Source organism: Sandaracinaceae bacterium, from assembly GCA_020633055.1.
Lineage (GTDB): Bacteria > Myxococcota_A > Polyangia > Polyangiales > Houyiibacteriaceae > JADJJE01.
On sequence record JACKEJ010000008.1, the window covers coordinates 1 to 16,087 of the forward strand.

At 70.6% G+C, this 16,087-nt stretch carries 14 protein-coding genes; 8 read left to right on the forward strand and 6 right to left on the reverse strand.

Annotation, left to right across the window (positions count from 1 at the left end; translation table 11 throughout):
- Positions 1-123 precede the first annotated feature (123 nt).
- A complete protein-coding gene (locus tag H6726_16870; GenBank protein MCB9659319.1) occupies positions 124-273 on the forward strand; it encodes a hypothetical protein in 150 nt (49 codons plus the stop codon).
- 121 nt (positions 274-394) lie between these two features.
- Here the strand turns inward: H6726_16870 and H6726_16875 are convergent, their stop codons facing one another.
- Positions 395-1,087 carry a hypothetical protein gene (locus H6726_16875; protein MCB9659320.1) on the reverse strand — a complete coding sequence of 231 codons (693 nt, stop codon included), beginning with the start codon at positions 1,085-1,087 and terminating at the stop codon, positions 395-397.
- Positions 1,088-1,305: 218 nt separating this feature from the next.
- Between H6726_16875 and H6726_16880 the strand changes: the two genes are divergently transcribed.
- Complete coding sequence (locus tag H6726_16880; protein MCB9659321.1) at positions 1,306-1,947, forward strand: methyltransferase domain-containing protein; 642 nt, start codon at positions 1,306-1,308, stop codon at positions 1,945-1,947.
- Between the two features lie 94 nt (positions 1,948-2,041).
- On the opposite strand, the gene H6726_16885 is transcribed toward H6726_16880, so the two are convergent.
- The 4 genes from H6726_16885 to H6726_16900 all read right to left on the reverse strand — a co-directional run bounded on the left by H6726_16885 (position 2,042) and on the right by H6726_16900 (position 6,086).
- Positions 2,042-2,758 (reverse strand): PQQ-binding-like beta-propeller repeat protein, encoded by a 717-nt coding sequence (locus tag H6726_16885; protein MCB9659322.1) that lies wholly within the window; start codon positions 2,756-2,758, stop codon positions 2,042-2,044.
- Positions 2,739-3,248 carry a hypothetical protein gene (locus tag H6726_16890; GenBank protein ID MCB9659323.1) on the reverse strand — a complete coding sequence of 170 codons (510 nt, stop codon included), beginning with the start codon at positions 3,246-3,248 and terminating at the stop codon, positions 2,739-2,741. Before H6726_16890 ends, H6726_16885 begins: the two co-directional genes overlap by 20 nt.
- A gap of 466 nt (positions 3,249-3,714) precedes the next feature.
- The gene (locus H6726_16895) at positions 3,715-4,038 is read right to left on the reverse strand and encodes a hypothetical protein (protein ID MCB9659324.1); all 324 of its coding nucleotides are present in this window, start codon (positions 4,036-4,038) and stop codon (positions 3,715-3,717) included.
- Positions 4,039-4,337: 299 nt separating this feature from the next.
- Entirely contained in the window at positions 4,338-6,086 is a 1,749-nt protein-coding gene (locus H6726_16900) for a hypothetical protein (protein MCB9659325.1), read from the reverse strand.
- Between the two features lie 635 nt (positions 6,087-6,721).
- Between H6726_16900 and H6726_16905 the strand changes: the two genes are divergently transcribed.
- From H6726_16905 to H6726_16920, 4 genes are all read left to right on the forward strand, one after another.
- A complete protein-coding gene (locus H6726_16905) occupies positions 6,722-8,194 on the forward strand; it encodes a glutamate--tRNA ligase (GenBank protein MCB9659326.1) in 1,473 nt (490 codons plus the stop codon).
- Complete coding sequence (locus H6726_16910; GenBank protein ID MCB9659327.1) at positions 8,191-9,030, forward strand: CPBP family intramembrane metalloprotease; 840 nt, start codon at positions 8,191-8,193, stop codon at positions 9,028-9,030. The genes H6726_16905 and H6726_16910 overlap by 4 nt, the downstream gene beginning before the upstream one ends.
- A 144-nt stretch (positions 9,031-9,174) precedes the next feature.
- The gene (locus H6726_16915; GenBank protein ID MCB9659328.1) at positions 9,175-9,726 is read left to right on the forward strand and encodes a hypothetical protein; all 552 of its coding nucleotides are present in this window, start codon (positions 9,175-9,177) and stop codon (positions 9,724-9,726) included.
- A gap of 201 nt (positions 9,727-9,927) precedes the next feature.
- Positions 9,928-10,344, forward strand: coding sequence for a hypothetical protein (locus H6726_16920; GenBank protein ID MCB9659329.1), 417 nt, complete (start codon positions 9,928-9,930; stop codon positions 10,342-10,344).
- A 136-nt stretch (positions 10,345-10,480) separates the two neighbouring features.
- On the opposite strand, the gene H6726_16925 is transcribed toward H6726_16920, so the two are convergent.
- Positions 10,481-11,422, reverse strand: coding sequence for an isopenicillin N synthase family oxygenase (locus H6726_16925; GenBank protein ID MCB9659330.1), 942 nt, complete (start codon positions 11,420-11,422; stop codon positions 10,481-10,483).
- A 74-nt stretch (positions 11,423-11,496) separates the two neighbouring features.
- Between H6726_16925 and H6726_16930 the strand changes: the two genes are divergently transcribed.
- Positions 11,497-14,319 (forward strand): hsp70 family protein, encoded by a 2,823-nt coding sequence (locus H6726_16930; GenBank protein ID MCB9659331.1) that lies wholly within the window; start codon positions 11,497-11,499, stop codon positions 14,317-14,319.
- Positions 14,320-15,033: 714 nt separating this feature from the next.
- Positions 15,034-16,017 carry a D-glycerate dehydrogenase gene (locus H6726_16935; GenBank protein ID MCB9659332.1) on the forward strand — a complete coding sequence of 328 codons (984 nt, stop codon included), beginning with the start codon at positions 15,034-15,036 and terminating at the stop codon, positions 16,015-16,017.
- Positions 16,018-16,087 lie beyond the last annotated feature (70 nt).

Below are 16,087 nucleotides of genomic sequence, written 5' to 3' on the forward strand. Positions count from 1 at the left end.
TCAGCCGGTGAACAACTCATTCAGCAAGGCCGCCAGCAAGGCCTCCAACAGGGCCTGCAGCAAGGCCTCCAGCGAGGTCGTGACCAAGGCCGCCACGAGGGCACCCTCGCCGCCCTGCGCACCATGCTGCGAGCCCAGCTGACGGAGCGCTTCGGTGAACTCGACGCCACAGATGTGGAGACCATCGAGGCCGCGACGGCGCCCGCGCTGGAGCAGATGCTCATCCGCGTGCTGACCGCGACGAGCCCGGACGACGTGCTCGGCGCGCCGTGACGTCTGGTCTCGGTCGCTGACCCCCGCCGGGGATGCGGCCGCCGCTGCAGCGTGCAGATTCCCCATCGAGCGAGAAGTGACCCGCCGGGCGCGGCCCCCTGCGCCAGCGACGAAGGAGGGCCTACTCGGGCACGGCCTCGCTGGCGCAGGCGGCGAACACCCCCGCGACGTCGAGGTAGACGTCGACCTCGCCGCGACCGAGGGTGAACGAGCCCACGTCGGAGCGCCCGCTGGTCTGGAAGCGGACGGTGACGGTGTCGCCGGTGGGCGTGAACGGCACCACGCGCTGGTACCAGCTGGTGCGCACCGCGAAGGTGAAGGGCGCGACGTCCGTGTCCGAGAGCGTCAGGGTCAGGTCCGTGCCCGCGGCCGCGGAGGCCGTCGAGAACACGAGCGCGTACCGCTGCCCCGGCGTCACGTGCAGGTCGTACTCGTAGGCCGTGTTGGGCTGCTCGCTCGCGCCCGACGTGGTGCGGGGCTTGAGCAGCCCGTGCTGCGCGCCGTAGGCGGCGTTGTCGGGCACCAGCGGCAGGTCCACGTTGCCGCGCCCCACCAGCGGCTCACCGCGCGGGCTGCGCCAGCCCGTGATGGACTGGTAGCTGTTGAACGTCATCTGCGGCGGCAGCGTGGGGTCCTCGAAGCCGATGTTCGGCGTCTCGAGCGCCGCGCACAGCCGCACGCTGGTCTGCTCCTCGGCCGCGGCCCGCGCCTGGTCGATGGTCTGCCCCGGGTTGGACTGGATGATGACGGAGCAGCCCGCCGCGGCGGCGAGACCGAGGGTGAGCGCGATGTGGGTGTGGTGGTGTGTAGTCACAGGCGTTCCTCTTGGCGTCCGAGTGTGCGGCGTCCGACGCCGCCTGGCCAGCGTGAGCGGGAGCGCTGCCCGGGTGTCCATGCCAAAGTGGCTCCATGGCATCGCGTGCGTCCATCTGCAGTGCTCTTTGGCTTGCCGTACTGTCCCTGACGCCCGCGATGAGAGTGGGGTGCGGCGCCTCCTCGGCGCACGAGAGCACCTCGTCACCAGAGGCCACGGTGGAACCCGACGAACCACAGACAGACCCGGCTCACGAGGAGCACCCGCAGCACGGTCATCAACATCACTTCGACGACCCCGCTCAATACGCGACCGCGTGGGAGAGCCCCGAGCGGGACGCGTGGCAGCAGCCGGCGGTGCTCGTCGCCCACATGGACATCGCGCCGGGGATGCGTGTGGCCGACGTGGGCACGGGCACGGGTTACCTGCTGCGCTACCTGAGCGCGGCGGTTGGCCCGAGCGGACGCGTGGTCGCCATTGATGTGGAGCGCGCCATGGTGGACTGGGTCGCCGAACGAGCGCGGACGAGCGGGTGGACCAACGTGGAGCCGCTGCTGGCGCCCCCGACGGGCCCGGGGGTTCCGGATGGCTCGCTCGACCGCGCGGTGATGGTGAACGTCTACCACCACATCGAGCACCGCGAGCACTACGCACGGAACCTCCTGCGGGCGCTTGTCCCGGGCGGATCGGTGCTGATCGTGGAGACCCGCCTGGACGCGCCCGACGGTCCGCCGATGCACTTCCGCTTGCCGGAGGAGCGGGTCATGGAGGAGCTCCGCCGCGCGGGGTTCGACGTCACCCTCTCGCCCTATGGGAACGTGCGCCAGTACGCGGTGCTCGGCACACGCCCTGACCGCTGACACGACGGGCGGGGGCGGGCATTGGCCGCCCACCGAAGCCGGAAGCGCGGGGCGCGCTGCAAGCACTTCAAACGCCGTCCGGGTCGTGTCGGCGTCACACATCCAACGCCAAGAGCGCCGTGCCTGCGCCATCGGGCGACCATCGAAGGACGTAGATGCGGTCACCGACGACGAGCGGCGGGCCCGCGAGGTGAGGTCCCACGCGCGCCTCGTCCACCACTACGCCGTCGGTCGCGCGCACGCTGCGCAAGACTCCGTTCCAATCCCCAGCGACCAGACATTCGCCGCACCTCGCGTAGTAGGGGCAACCCCCTTTCATCGGGACGGCCCACTCGGTCTCCCCCGTTCGGACGTCGTGGCGGCGAAGGTGGCGCCCGTGGCCGCCCGCGGTGCCGAAGATGATGGACGACCCGTCGACCTCGAGCGGGGTGTAGAGCCACTGCGCTCGAAACGACCAGCGCGTCTCGCCCGTGTCGACGTCGACCCCCACCAAGGAGGAACCGCCGTTGACGCTGAGCACCGCGGTGCGCTCGTGGACGAGGAGGCGGTGGCCCTTGGTCGGGGTGATCTGGCCACGCCGCACACACTTCCAAGCGACGTCGCCCGTGCCGGAGGCGAACCGCACGAGTCCACCGCTGGCGCGGTTCGCGTAGGGGAACAACAGGTCACCCTCGAACTCGACGGGTGGGAACAGCCGGTCGATGCCGGGCAGGCTCCGCCGACGCAGAACGACGCCGCGCGCGATGTCCACGTAGATGAGCCCATCACGCGCGGAGCAGACGAGCTCTCCGTCACGCCACGGGCGCGACACTGGCGCTGCGTCCGTTGGATGGTTCTAGCGTCCAACGGACCTCGCCCGCGTCCGTGTCGAAGCAGAAGATCTTGGAGCCACGTCCCCCGGTGAACACGAGCAAACCCGCGTGCCAATGGAACACGCCGCGCCCTGCGAACTCGGATGCGTCCGCGAACGGCAAGGCCTCGACGCGCTCGCCGCTCGGGACGCGATGAAACGTTCCCACATGCAGCAGCAGCTCGTTGGGTAGGGTCAGGAAGGACCAGGCGCTCGCGGGAAGCGCGGCGTCGACCTCGAAGCTCGTCACCGTCGCGACCCCGGTGCTCGCCACGCGGTGCAGGTCGAACTGGTAGCCGCGTTTGGCTTCCTCTCGGCTCCGCGCTTCCCGATCGAACGCATGACGGTGGACAGGGATCAGGACGCGCTCACCGTCCCAGTGGAGGGGGGCCGATCCGTCGAACGGTGCGCCCTCGCCGACGGACAGCGGGTACGTCCACGCCACTTGCATGGGGCTACTGTCAGATGTGGTCTTGCATCGCGCAAGCTCGTGTCGAGGAGGGCGCCACCGCGGGCCCCGGCTGGACCCGCGGCGACGCGGTGATTGGCGTTCTCGGTGGGGATCGAACCCACGCCACGGCGATGAGACGGCCTTTCGGAAACCTGCTTCCCTACAGAACCCGTTCTGAACCCTGTCCGGTGCAATCTGTAAACCTTCCGCCGCCGACCCACACCCCTACTTGCTTTCGTCGACCCCATGGCCACGTCTGCGCTTCGGGTAGCAGGCTCGCCGTGCCCGGTTAGGGGCCCGACGCCGGTTTTTCGGTGCTCTTCCTTGGCTGAGCTACGAGAACAGGCCACCCATGAGCAAGAGCGGTGCCAGGGCTCACGCGGAGGATGTGCAGCTGTTTTCCACTGGGTTTGGCGCCGTCGTCGTTCAGAGCGCGATACAACCAGATAGCGGCTTATCCCAGGTGTCAGGGGAGCGGGTGCAGGTCCGAACCGTAGTACGCACCTCGGTGCAGGTCGGTGCACTCCTCGGTCACGACGCGGAGGTGCTCCGCGACCTCGCCGCGAGCGGCGTCGCACGCACTCGGTTCGAGAGGCTCGAACGTCGTGTCGTGAGCCTCTTCGAAGCGGTAGGCGTTGCCCGCGACCCGCACGCGGTAGGCGCACAGGAGATAGCTGGCCCCGTGCGACTCCGCGACCCACTCCTCGTAGTCGTCCGGGGAGAGCGCGTCGACGGCCGCTTGGGTCGCCGGTGTGGTGTGGTAGCCGCGGTAGACCTCCGCGGAGAGCACGGCCTCGACGTGGACTTCGCATGGTGGGCCGGCCTGGTCGCGTGGCGCTGGGGGCGTGGCTGCGGACGCCTCACCGGATGGCGCCCTCGTCGTGCTGCTCGTCGTGCTGCCGGACGCGTCATCCGCGGACGAACCCGACGACTGGGGCGCAGATTCGTCGGGTGGTTCCTCTGTGGTCGCTGTCGTGGCGGCGGGTGCGCTCCGTGGGCCGCAGCCAAGCGCTGCCAGCAGCATCCACACGGCGCCGCACCGACCGCGCCAGCGAGACCGACGCAGCGCATACGAGCTCGCCGTGCGGGTCACTGCCCCGCGCCCTGGGTCGCGCTGCGGAACGCCGCCGAGTCCGGCCGGAAGAAGGTCTGCGCCATGCTCGCGCCCAAGCGGTCGAAGGCCCGCCGCGCCATCTCGGCGTACACGAGCCCGGCCGTGCCCCCCGGGACCACCACCGGCTCGTTGCTGCGCCGGATGCTGAAGTGCTCCGGCGGCTCCACGCCCACCATGAACGTGTAGGGGGCCTGCCCGGGCACGGACATGGTCACCACGAAGTCCACCTGGATGCCGACGAAGTCGGCCGAGTCGTGGTCCGAGCTGTAGGTCGCCCCCGAGGGCCGCACGTTGTACGCGACGTGGATGGAGGGCGCCTGGCTGGGCACGCCGGCTGCGGCAGCGAGCGTCTCGGGCCCGTGCACGCCGTGCAGTTCCAAGATCTCGCCGGGGAACACCGCACCAAAGCCGGCCTGCAGCGCGCGCGTCACCGACTGCTCGCGCGAGGCGGCGTACTCGGGCGCGAAGTGTGGTGCGATGGGGGCGATGGGGCGACCAGTCACCCGACCCGCGGACGCGGCCAGGACGCGGTCCACCTCCAGCAGGGCGCCAGCGCCCGGAGGCGCGTAGTGCACGGCGACGGGCGGCGAGCCGTTCGCCTCGAGCCAGGCGAGCAGCGCGCTCATGAACGAGACCATCTGCGCGTCCTGCGTGTTGGCCTGCGCCAAGAACGCCTGCTTCACCCGCTCGAAGTGCGCGTGGATGGCGTCGCGCCCGGCCTGCCCGTAGGGCGACCCGCCGAATTCCGCCATGAACTCGCGTAGCGCCGTGACGGTGCCGCGCTGCTGCGCCCGCTCGAGGGCCATGCGCGGCAGGAGGTCCGCCCGCACGGTGGCCGCGTGGTTCCCGCCGCGGTTCACGTAGTTGGACGCGTGGTAGTAGTTCCGGATGGTGCGGTAGGCGGCCTCGTCCGACAGCTGGTTGCGCACGAACCACAGGGGCACGGCGCTGATCACGGCGAGCCCCAGCGACAGCAGTGCTTTGCGCGAGAAGACCTTCGGCACGTCGCCGGCGAGCGGCGTCCCCCCCGCGTCGCGCAGCGCCGAAGGCACGGCCGCCGGGTCGTTCCACACGGGCAGCACGCGCGCCTCGAAGAACACGTCGAGCGCGCGCAGCCGGTCGATGGCCCCCTCACGCGCCGCCGCCACCACCGCCTGCCGCTGCGTGTTCAGCTCCCGCAGCTTGCCCTCCGCGAGCTGCTTGCCGCGCACGGCGAAGGTGTAGTTCTTCCTGCCGAAGTGCAGCGTGGTCAGCGAGTTGGTGTAGACCCCGTTCGTGTGGTGATGGACGCACTTCATGTTCGTCATCGCCCCCACCGGGTGGATGCGCAGCACGGGCCCCGTGGCGTCCACCAAGTCGGTCGCGAACAGGTACACGCCAGGACGAAACGGGACCGCTCGCAGCAGCAACGCGCGCCCGACGGACGCCAGCGCGGACACTACGAACAAGAACACCAGGGCCGCGTACACACCGATGAACTCCGGCCCCTGCGTGAAGCTGGACCCACTGCCGAACTCCACCGCCAGCGCAAGCAACAACGCCAACCCGAACAGCAACGCCAGCACGGCGAACCCCACCACACCGCCCTTCCCTTGCACATTCTCGTAGATCGGCAGCGACGCCCCCCGCTTCCCCAGCGCATCGGTCAACCGGCGACGAGTTGCCTCCGGCAGCGCATTGAACGGAATCTCGCGCAAGGCGGGCGGCTGAGCAGGCGCGTTCATCAGCCCAGGGTACGCCAAGCCACCATCATTTTGACCCCACCAGGCCCTGCGCCGCCTCGGACGCAGACGCACCACCCGCCACGCGCTAGCACATCCCTCGCGGTCCCCGCGCAAACCGTCATGCTCAGACCAGCCCTCCCCGCCCAACACGGACCCCGCGCAAGCAGCCGCGCACCTCGCGCCCCGAAGCAGACCGCGCGCAAACCGTCGAGCTCAGACCAGCCCATCCCGCCCAACACCGACCCCGCACAAACCGTCGAGCTCAGACCAGCCCTTCCCGCCCAACACCGACCCCGCGCATACCGTCGAGCTCAGACCAGCCCTTCCCGCCCCAAAGCGGATCCCACGAGTCCCACCCGCCGCACTCCCGCGCCACGGGCAAGAGACGTCCCCGAGGGAGAGGGGAGCGCCGAGCCCGGGTGTCGGGGGGGCCCCATTGCAAGCGCCCTGGCGCGCCGCAATGGGGGAGGCACCGCAGGGAGCGTCTGCGCGACCGAGCCCGGGCCCGGCGCTCCCCGCTCCCGCGCGCGACCCCGCCCCCAGCCCACGCCTCGAAGAGCGCCCAGTCGGACTCGTGCGCTCCGCGCCCTGCGGCGACCTTGACCGAATTCCCCGAGAGCAGTAGACGCACGCGCATGACCGCCGCCCCCGTCCGCGTCCGCTTCGCTCCCTCTCCCAGTGGCTACCTGCACATCGGCGGGGTGCGCACCGCCCTCTACAGCTGGCTGTGGGCCAAGAAGCAGGGCGGCACGTTCGTGCTGCGCATCGAGGACACCGACGCCGAGCGCAGCACGCAGGAGAGCGTGGACATCATCCTCGACTCCATGCGCTGGCTGGGGCTCACCTGGGACGAGGGCCCCGACGTGGGCGGCCCCAACGGCCCGTACCGGCAGTCCGAGCGCCTCGACATCTACAAGGAGTACGCGGAGAAGCTCATCGCGAGCGGCCACGCCTATCGCTGCTACGCCACCAAGGAGGAGATCCAGGCGGCGCGTGACGCGCACACGGCCACCGGCACCAAGGACGGCTTCGTGTTCGAGAGCCCGTGGCGGGACCGCACCGACGGCGACCCGAGCGAGCCGCACGCCGTGCGCTTCAAGGCGCCGCGCGAGGGCAGCACGACGTTCGTGGACCAGATCCGCGGGCCGATCGAGGTCGCGCACAGCACGCTCCAGGACTTCATCCTGCTGCGCAACACGGGGCTCCCGCTCTACAACTTCGGCTGCGTGGTGGACGACGTGACCATGGGCATCACGCTCGTGGCGCGCGGCGACGACCACATCATCAACACCACGCCGCAGGTGCTGATCTACGAGGCCCTGGGCGTGCCCGTGCCAGCCTTCGCGCACCTGCCCATGGTGCTGGGCCCCGACGGCAAGCGCTTCAGCAAGCGCCACGGCGCCGTGAGCGTCATGGAGTACCGCGACCTCGGCTACCTGCCGGACGCGGTGCTGAACTACCTCGCGCGCCTCGGCTGGGGGCACGGCGACCAGGAGGTCTTCACCCGCGACGAGCTGGTGCAGCTCTTCGACTGGGCCAACTGCGGCAAGCAAGCGGGCAAGTACGACCCGAAGAAGTTCTTGTTCGTGCAGGCCGAGCACCTGCGGATGCAGCCCGACGCGACGCTCGCCGCCCTGGCGCAGCCGTACCTCGCGGCGCGTGGGCTCGAGGTGGCCGCAGACGACGCCCGCGTGCTCGCGGCGATGCCCTACATCAAGCCGCGCAGCAGCCTGCTGCCCGACCTGGCCGACAACCTCGACTACTTCCTGCGCGACGTGCCGCAGCAAGACGAGAAGGCGGCCAGGAAGTTCCTCAAGCCCGAGGCGGCGCCGCACCTGCGCGCGCTGGCGGACCTGGTGCAGCGCGCCGAGCCCTTCGACCAAGCCACGCTGGACGCCGCGGTCACCGCTTGGCTGGAGCGCGAGGGGCTGGCCATGAAGAACGTCGCGCAGCCCGCGCGTGTGGCGCTGAGCGGTCGCTCTGCGAGCCCTGGCTTGTTCGAGGTCATGGACGTACTCGGCCGCGATGTGAGCGTGCAGCGCCTCTTGGCGGCGGCCGAACAGGCTGAAGCGTCGGGCGCGACCGAGGCCGCGAGCGGGCCCCAGTGAAGCTGGCCGAGCTGCACCCGCGGCGCTTCTTCCTCGAGACCTGGCAGGAGATGGACCGCGAGGCCGCCGAGGAGCGGGCAGCCCGAGCGCAGGCCGGGCTCGGCTACGACTGGCGGCCGCTGATCGCCCTGCTGGGCAGCGCCGTGCTGCTGACGCTGATGGAGTACGTCGGGAACCGCTACTGGCTCGACCAACGCATCACCGACGGCCAGCCGCTCGGGTGGATCCGCGAGTGGCGCCGCTCGCCGGACGCGGAGCGCGTGGCGTGGGCGTGGTGGGCGGGCTGGCGCGTGCTGGGCTACTTCCTCGTCCCCATGGTCATCGTGCGCCTGTACGGAGAGCGCGTCCGCGACCAAGGCCTCTCCACCAAGGGGCTGCGCGAGCACGTGTGGCTGTACATGCTCTGCTACCTGGTGGTGGCCGTGTGCGTGGCCTTCGTCAGCCGCAGCCCCGAGTTCACCAACTACTACCCGTTCTACAAAGGCGCGAACCTCAGCTGGGCGGACTTCCTGGGCTGGGAGCTGATGTACGCCGCGCAGTTCTTCGCGCTGGAGTTCTTCTTCCGCGGCTGGTGGCTGAAGGCGTGCAAGGCGCAGATGGGCAGCCACGCCATCTTCGTCATGACCGCGCCCTACGTGATGATCCACTTCGGCAAGCCCATGCTGGAGACCTTCGGCGCGTGCATCGCGGGCGTCGTGCTCGGGACACTGGCCATGAAGACGCGCTCGATCTGGTCCGGCTTTTTTGTGCACGTCGCCGTGGCCGTGAGCATGGACCTAGCCGCCATGCTCAAGACCATCGGCCTGCCCACCACGTTCTGGCCACCGGGTAGCTGAGCGGGCTCGCGCACGTGGCGCGCCGTCCGTGCGCTCGTCCAAGAAGCCCCAGGCGTCCCGCGCGGATGACTCAGGCGCCCCGCTTAGGACGGACTCGGGATGGAAAGGGGGTGAGACTTGACGCACATTCCGTACCATGCGGGCATGGCGGGTATGACGCGTGTTCAGTGGTGGGTGCCCCTCGTCATGGGGTTGGTCATGTGTGCGGTGACAGCGCCCGTGCGAGCGGACTGGATGGGAGACGAAGACGTGCTGCCCGGTGTGCGCCTCGGGCTCGGCCCGCAGTTCGCGACCAACCCCAACTCCACGATGCTCACCGGTCAGTTCCTGCTGGGCCTCGACCTGCGCCTCGACGAGCAGCTCGGCGCGTCCTTCGAGCTGGGCTACAGCGGCGAACGGCGCGGACGACTGGCCGGCCGGCACCTGGTGTTCGGTGGGGCGTTCCGCTTCGGCAACATCCTCGGGCTGAGCCCGCTCGTACACGGGATGATCGGCCGCACCTATGGCGACCCCGTCTTACCCACACGGCGCAGCGGCGGGCTGCGTCTGGGTGGCCGCGTGGACGTGGGTCGCGTCGCCGGGGTGGACATCCAGTACGAGTCCCGCTTCATCCGCGGCCGGGACACCGAGAACGGGTTCCGAATGGTCTTCTGGTTCGACGCCCTGTTCGCGCTGAAGGTCGTCGGGTTCCGCTGACTCGAGCGAGCGAACCACGGACCGAGGCCGAGCCACCATGTCACGCGCATGATTGGCGGCGCGCTCGAGCCGGCTGTGGGTGGGCTGTGACTTTCCGCCCCCGAGAAAACATGGGGTTTTTCACCCATCCCCATGGCGACGTGGGGGATCGGCGTGGCACAATCGGCGCCGGGTTGAACACATTCTCTGGGGGTTTTCTCTATGGTAAATGGAATCTGGTTGGCTGTGCTCGGGGTGCTTGGCGCGGCGAGTCTCATCATCGCGAAGAAGCCGGACGCGAAGGAGCTGATCGACAAGCTCGCGCCCTACCAGGGCTGGATCGGCGCCGTGTCGGCGTTCTGGGGTCTGTGGGTCGTCATCTCGTCGGTGCTCAACATCGGCTGGCTCACCGCGGCGCCCATCTACTGGGTGACGTTCTTGGTGGACGGTGTGCTGCAGCTGTGCCTCGGCCTGCTGCTCGGCGTGGGCGTCCTCAAGACGTTCATCAAGAACGAGGAGGCCGTCGCCAAGCTGGACCAGACCATCGCCAAGCTGCAGCCCAAGCAGGGCGTGCTCGGCCTGGTGGCCATCGGCTTCGGCATCTGGATGATCGTCGCGGGCCTGCTGTTCTCGGTCTGACACGCGCTTCTACCAACACGACGCAACGGCGTGCTTCCCGGGGGGTGGCGCGCCGTTCTCGTTGCGGCGCTCGAGAGCGCTCGTCGCGTGCAGCCCGAGGGCCGCGGTCGGTCGCGACCGCTCCCGCGCGCTGTACCTACTTGATGAGCCCGATCTCGATCAGCCGCTGCGTGAGGTACGCGTCGGCCGTGATGGGCTCTGGGTAGCGGTCCGGGTTCTCGTCGCTCACGCACTCTGGCAGCGTGCGGATCACGTACTCGGAGTTCGGGTGCAGGAAGAACGGAATGCTGGTGCGCGCCTGGCTGGCCCACGGCTCGGGGGGGTTGGTGACGCGGTGCGTGGTGCTCGGCAGCACGTGGTTGGTCAGGCGCTGCAGCATGTCCCCCACGTTCATCGCGATCATGCCCTGCTCGGTGCCCAGCGGGAGCCACGCGCCATCGCGCCGTAGCAGCTCGAGCCCGGGAGCGTCGCTGCACACCAGCAGCGTGATGAGGTTGATGTCCTCGTGCGCGGCGGCCCGCACACCCGGCGGACACGGCTTGGGCAGCGGCGGATAGTGAATGGGCCGCAACACGCTGTTGCCGTGGTCCACCACGTCGTCGAAGAAGCGCTCCGTGAGCCCCAGGCCGAGCGCGATGGCCCGCAGGATGTCCACGCCGAGCGCGTCCAGCGCCTGGTAGAGGGCGAGCGTGGCCGCCTTGAAGCCCGGCACCTCCTGGGGCCAAACGTTCTCGGGCTCGGTGCCGTGGAACGGGCTGTCGGGCGCGAACTCGCGGCCCACGTGCCAGAACTCTTTCAGGTCGGGGTGCTGCGCGTCTTTCGCGGCCTCCACGCCGAACGCCGTGTAGCCGCGGGCGCCACCACCTCCCGGGATGTGGTAGCCGCGCTTGACCTCCTCGGGCAGCGCGAAGAACGCGCGCAGGGCCTCGTAGGCAGGCTCGGTGACCCCCTCGTCCACGCCGTGCCCCACGAAGGTCACGAACCCGAACTCGCGCAGCGAGGCGTGTAGGTCGCGCACGAAGCCCGTGGCGTCCCCTTCGCGCAGCTCGCGCACATCCAGCGTCGGCACTTGATTCACGGCAGTGGCTGCTCCTCGAGGGACTCTACCAGATGCTTGTCCCCCCGCGCCCTTGTGGCCACACTGCGCGCCCGATGAGCGCCCGATACATCGTAGGGATCGACCTGGGCACCACCAACACGGTGGTGGCCTTCGCCGACACGCGCGGGGCCGGCCCGAGCGCCATGCCGCGCGCGGAGGTGTTCCCGCTGCCGCAGTGGGTGGCCGCGGGCGAGGTGGCCGAGCGCCCGAGCCTGCCCTCCGCGCGCTATCAAGCCAGCGAAGAGGAGCTGCCCGAGGCGCGCACGCTGCACGACGATCGCGAGCCAGGCGTGCTGGGCGCGCTGGCGCTCGACCTGGGCGCGCGGGTCCCTTCCCGCCTGGTGACCAGCGCCAAGAGCTGGCTGTGCCACGGCGCGGTCGACCGGCGCGCGCCCATCCTCCCGTGGGGGGCGCCGGCCGAGGTCCGCAAGGTCTCGCCGGTGGACGCGTCGGCCAGCTACCTCGCGCACGTCCGCGGGGCCTGGGACGCGCAGCACCCCACGCACCCGCTGGACGAGCAGGAGGTGGTGCTGACCGTGCCCGCGTCCTTCGACGAGGCCGCCCGCGCGCTCACGCTGGACGCGGCCAAGCTGGCCGGGCTGCCGAAGGTGCGCCTGGTGGAGGAGCCGCTGGCCGCGTTCTACCGTTTCTTGGGCGAACACCGCGCCGGCCTGGCCGAGGCCCTCTCCGACGTGAAGCTGGTGGTGGTCGTGGACTGCGGCGGCGGGACCACGGACCTCACGCTGATCCGCGTGGAGCAGCGCGAGAGCGGGCCGCGCATGACGCGCATCGCCGTGGGCGACCACCTCATGCTGGGCGGCGACAACATGGACCTGGCCCTCGCCAAGCGCTGCGAGGCCGAGCTGAGCCCGGGGCGCCCGCTGAGCGCGCTGCGCTTCGCCCAGCTGGTGCACGAGTGTCGGTCCGCAAAGGAGCGGCTGCTCTCGCCCGACGCCCCCGAGGCGCTGACTGTCACCGTGCTGGGCTCGGGCAGCAAGCTGATCGGCGCGTCGGCGAGCGCGCGCTTGGCTCGTGACGAGGTCCGCGCGGCCGCCCTGGACGGCTTCTTTCCCCTGGTGCAGCGAGACGCGCGCCCGGCGCGAAGGGCTTCCGGCCTCATGGAGCTGGGCCTGCCCTACGCAACCGACGCGGCCGTCACGCGCCATCTCGCGGCGTTCCTCGCGCGGCACGAGTCCGTGGCGCAGGAGGCGGTCGGTGAGGGCGCGCCGCTGCCCGACGCGGTCTTGTTCAACGGCGGCGTGTTCCGCAGCGGACTGCTGCGCGAGCGCGTGGTGGAGACCCTCGGCAGCTTCCGCGGCGGCCCGGTGCGCGCCCTGCCGCACGACGAGCCCGACCTGGCGGTGGCGCTCGGCGCGGTGACCTACGGGCTCGCGCGGCGCGGCGTGGGTCTGCGCGTGGGCGGAGGCTCGGCGCGCAGCTACTTCCTGGCCCTGCCCAAGGAGCCGAGCGCGCGAGGCGGCGATGGTGGGGACAGCGTGGCGGAGGCCATCTGCTTGCTCCCCCGTGGCAGCGAGGAGGGCGAGGAGATCGCTCTGGCCGGCAAGCAGTTCTCGCTGAAGCTCGGCCGCCCCGTGCGCTTTCACCTGCTGACCAGCACCGCCGACGTCCGCCACATCCGCCCGGGGGAGCGCGTGCCCCTCGACGACCCGGAGCGCTACACCAGCCTGCCGCCCATCGCCGCCGTGCTGGACGCCAAGGCCGCGGGTGGGGGATCGCCTCAGGGGGCGCAGGCCGAGGCCGAGGTGACGGTGGAGCTCGTCACCGCGCTGACCGAGGTGGGCACGCTCGAGATGTCCTGCGTGCAGGCCGACGACGCCCGCGCCCGCTGGAAGCTGGAATTCCAGATCCGTGGTCGCGACGACGCTCAGCTGGCCGCGCTGCACGTGGGCCAGCTGCATCCGCGCTTCGCGGAGGCCACGGCGCGCATCCGAGAGGTGTACGGCAAGGCCAAGGGCGCGGCCGACGTCACGGGGCGCGACGTGAAGCGGCTGCGCGCGGACCTGGAGAAGATCCTGGGCCCCCGCGAGGGCTGGGACACCCCCCTGCTCCGCGAGCTGTTCTCGGCGCTGTTCGCGGGCGTGAAGAACCGGCGGCGCAGCGCCGACCACGAGCGCGTGTGGTTCAACCTGGTGGGCTACACCCTGCGGCCTGGCTTTGGGTATCCCCTGGACGAGTGGCGCGTGAGCCAGCTGGTCGAGGCCGCGCTGCGCGCCGGCGTGCAGTACGCCCCCGAGCCGCAGAACTGGTCCGAGCACTGGACCCTGTTCCGACGCATCGCGGGTGGGCTCCCGGCCGAGGCGCAGCGCGAGCTGTTGGACCAGGTGCAGTGGTACCTGGAGCCCCCGAGCCGCAAGCCCAAGCCGCGCCCAGCGGGTCCGCGCATGCTGGCCGTGGACGACATGGTGCGCTTGGCCGGCGCCCTCGAGCGCGTGGGGGCCGAGCGCAAGGCGCAGGTGGGTGGCTGGCTGGTGACGCGCCTGATGGAGCACGACGAGAACCCCCAGGCGTGGTGGGCCGTGGGCCGGCTGGGTGCGCGCGTGCCGCTCTATGGGAGCGCCCACGACGTGGTGCCGCCCCACGTGGTGCACGAGTGGCTCGAGCGCTGCCTGAGCGTCGAATGGAAGAACGACGCGACCCAGGCGCCCATGGCCGCCGCCCTCATGGCGCGCCGCAGTGGGGACCGGGTGCGGGACGTGTCCGACGCGCTGCGCGAGCAGGTCGCGGCGCGCCTCGAGCGCGAGGGCAAGAGCGAGGCCTGGGTGCGCATGGTGCGCGAGGTGGCCCAGCTGGAGGAGGCAGACGAGCGTCGCTTCTTCGGCGACTCGCTGCCCGTCGGCCTGCGCCTGCTGGAGTGAGCCCCCGGGTGAAATCGACCGCCGCACCGAAGAAAAAGTGATGGGGTTGGGCCCAAAGCGGCAACTGCACTCATGGACGCGACAGGCACCATCCCCCCGGGGCCCATCCGGCTACCCCCAGCCCCCTCCAGACCGGCGCTGATCTCCGGTCGTTCTGGCCTCCATGGCAGCGGGGTCGGTGGCAGCGTGCGAGCCGCGCCCTGGTTTCCGATTCCCCACGAGTTCGGCGGGTAACGCGTGTACGTGAGGCGCGTCGAGCCGGAGTTCCCCAGCGCCGTGGAAGGTGCCGCGTCGGTGGGGTGCGAGGGGCTATTCGTGGACGAGGTTCCCCGGCTGAACGTCGAGCGTTCTGCTGGCGGACCCTCCTCCGGCTCGGCGTGCCCTCCGGCCACGTGGACGAATTTCGTCGCCGCAAGGGAGATTTTTCAGACTTGCGACGTTGCCGAAACTTGCACAGAAAAATCCTCAATCTTTTCGTGGCGACCAACGTTGGCACGGGTCTAGCATAGGGAAAGAGCAGTGTTCGGAGCCGACGTTTGGGCCACCCCCCCACGCCCGGCGTCAATGGCCTGACACACCCTGCGACCGCGACGAACCCCCCCCACCCCCTCCGTCGCGGTCGTTTTTATTCCGTCGGCCGCATGGCCTCGGTCGCCCAGCGCGACCGGGGCCCGGCGCCGAGACGGCCTGGGCCCTGACTGCTACGGTCGGCCCATGCCGACCCTCGTGCTCTCACGTGACCTGCCCTTTGGGGCCAGCTTCGACCTCCGGCAAGCCACCAAGGGGCTGGACGTGCGGACGGTGGCCCACGGCCGTTCGGCCGAGCGCGACGAGCTGCTACACGCCTGCCGAGACGCCGACGCGCTCGTGACCATGCTCTCCGATCGCATCGACGCGGAGTTCATGGCGGCCTGTCCACAGCTGCGGGTCATCGCGAATTACGCCGTGGGCTACGACAACCTGGACCTGCACGCAGCCGCCCGCACCGGAATCGTGTTGACCAACACGCCCGACGTCCTGACCGAGGCCACGGCCGACATCGCGTTCGCGTTGGTGCTCGGGGTGGCGCGGCGCGTCCGGGAGGGCGAGCGCCTGCTGCGGGCGGGCGAGTTCCACGGCTGGCGCTCGGACATGCTGCTGGGGACCGAGCTGCACGGTCGTGTGTTCGGGCTGATCGGGATGGGGCGCATCGGGGCCGCCACGGCGCGGCGCGCGCGGGGCTTCGGTATGCGTGTTCACTATTGCAATCGAAACCCGGTGTCGACGGAGCTGACGGCCGAGCTGGGGGCGACGAGGCGCAGCCTGGACGAGCTGCTGGCCGAAGCGGACGTGCTGAGCGTGCACTGCCCGCTGACACCCGAGACGCACCACCTGCTGAACGCGGCGCGCCTCGCGCAACTGAAGCCCGGCGCCATCCTGATCAACACGGCGCGCGGTCCCGTCGTGGACGAGGCTGCCCTGGTGGACGCCCTCGAGCGCGGAGCTCTGCGAGGGGCGGGCCTGGACGTGTACGAGCACGAGCCACGTGTGCACCCTGGGCTGCTCCACCGGGACGACGTGATGCTGCTGCCTCACCTCGGGAGCGCCACCACCGAGACGCGCGCGGTCATGGCAGAGCTCGCCCTGCGCAATTGCGTCGCGGTGCTGCAGGGACGCCCGCCGGAGACACCCATCACGCTCCCCACGCGGGTGGCATAGCGGTGCTGCGGGGTGCACCGTGACAGCGCGGACGGGGTAGCGCTGCTGCGGCGAGGGGCGCTCGACTCCG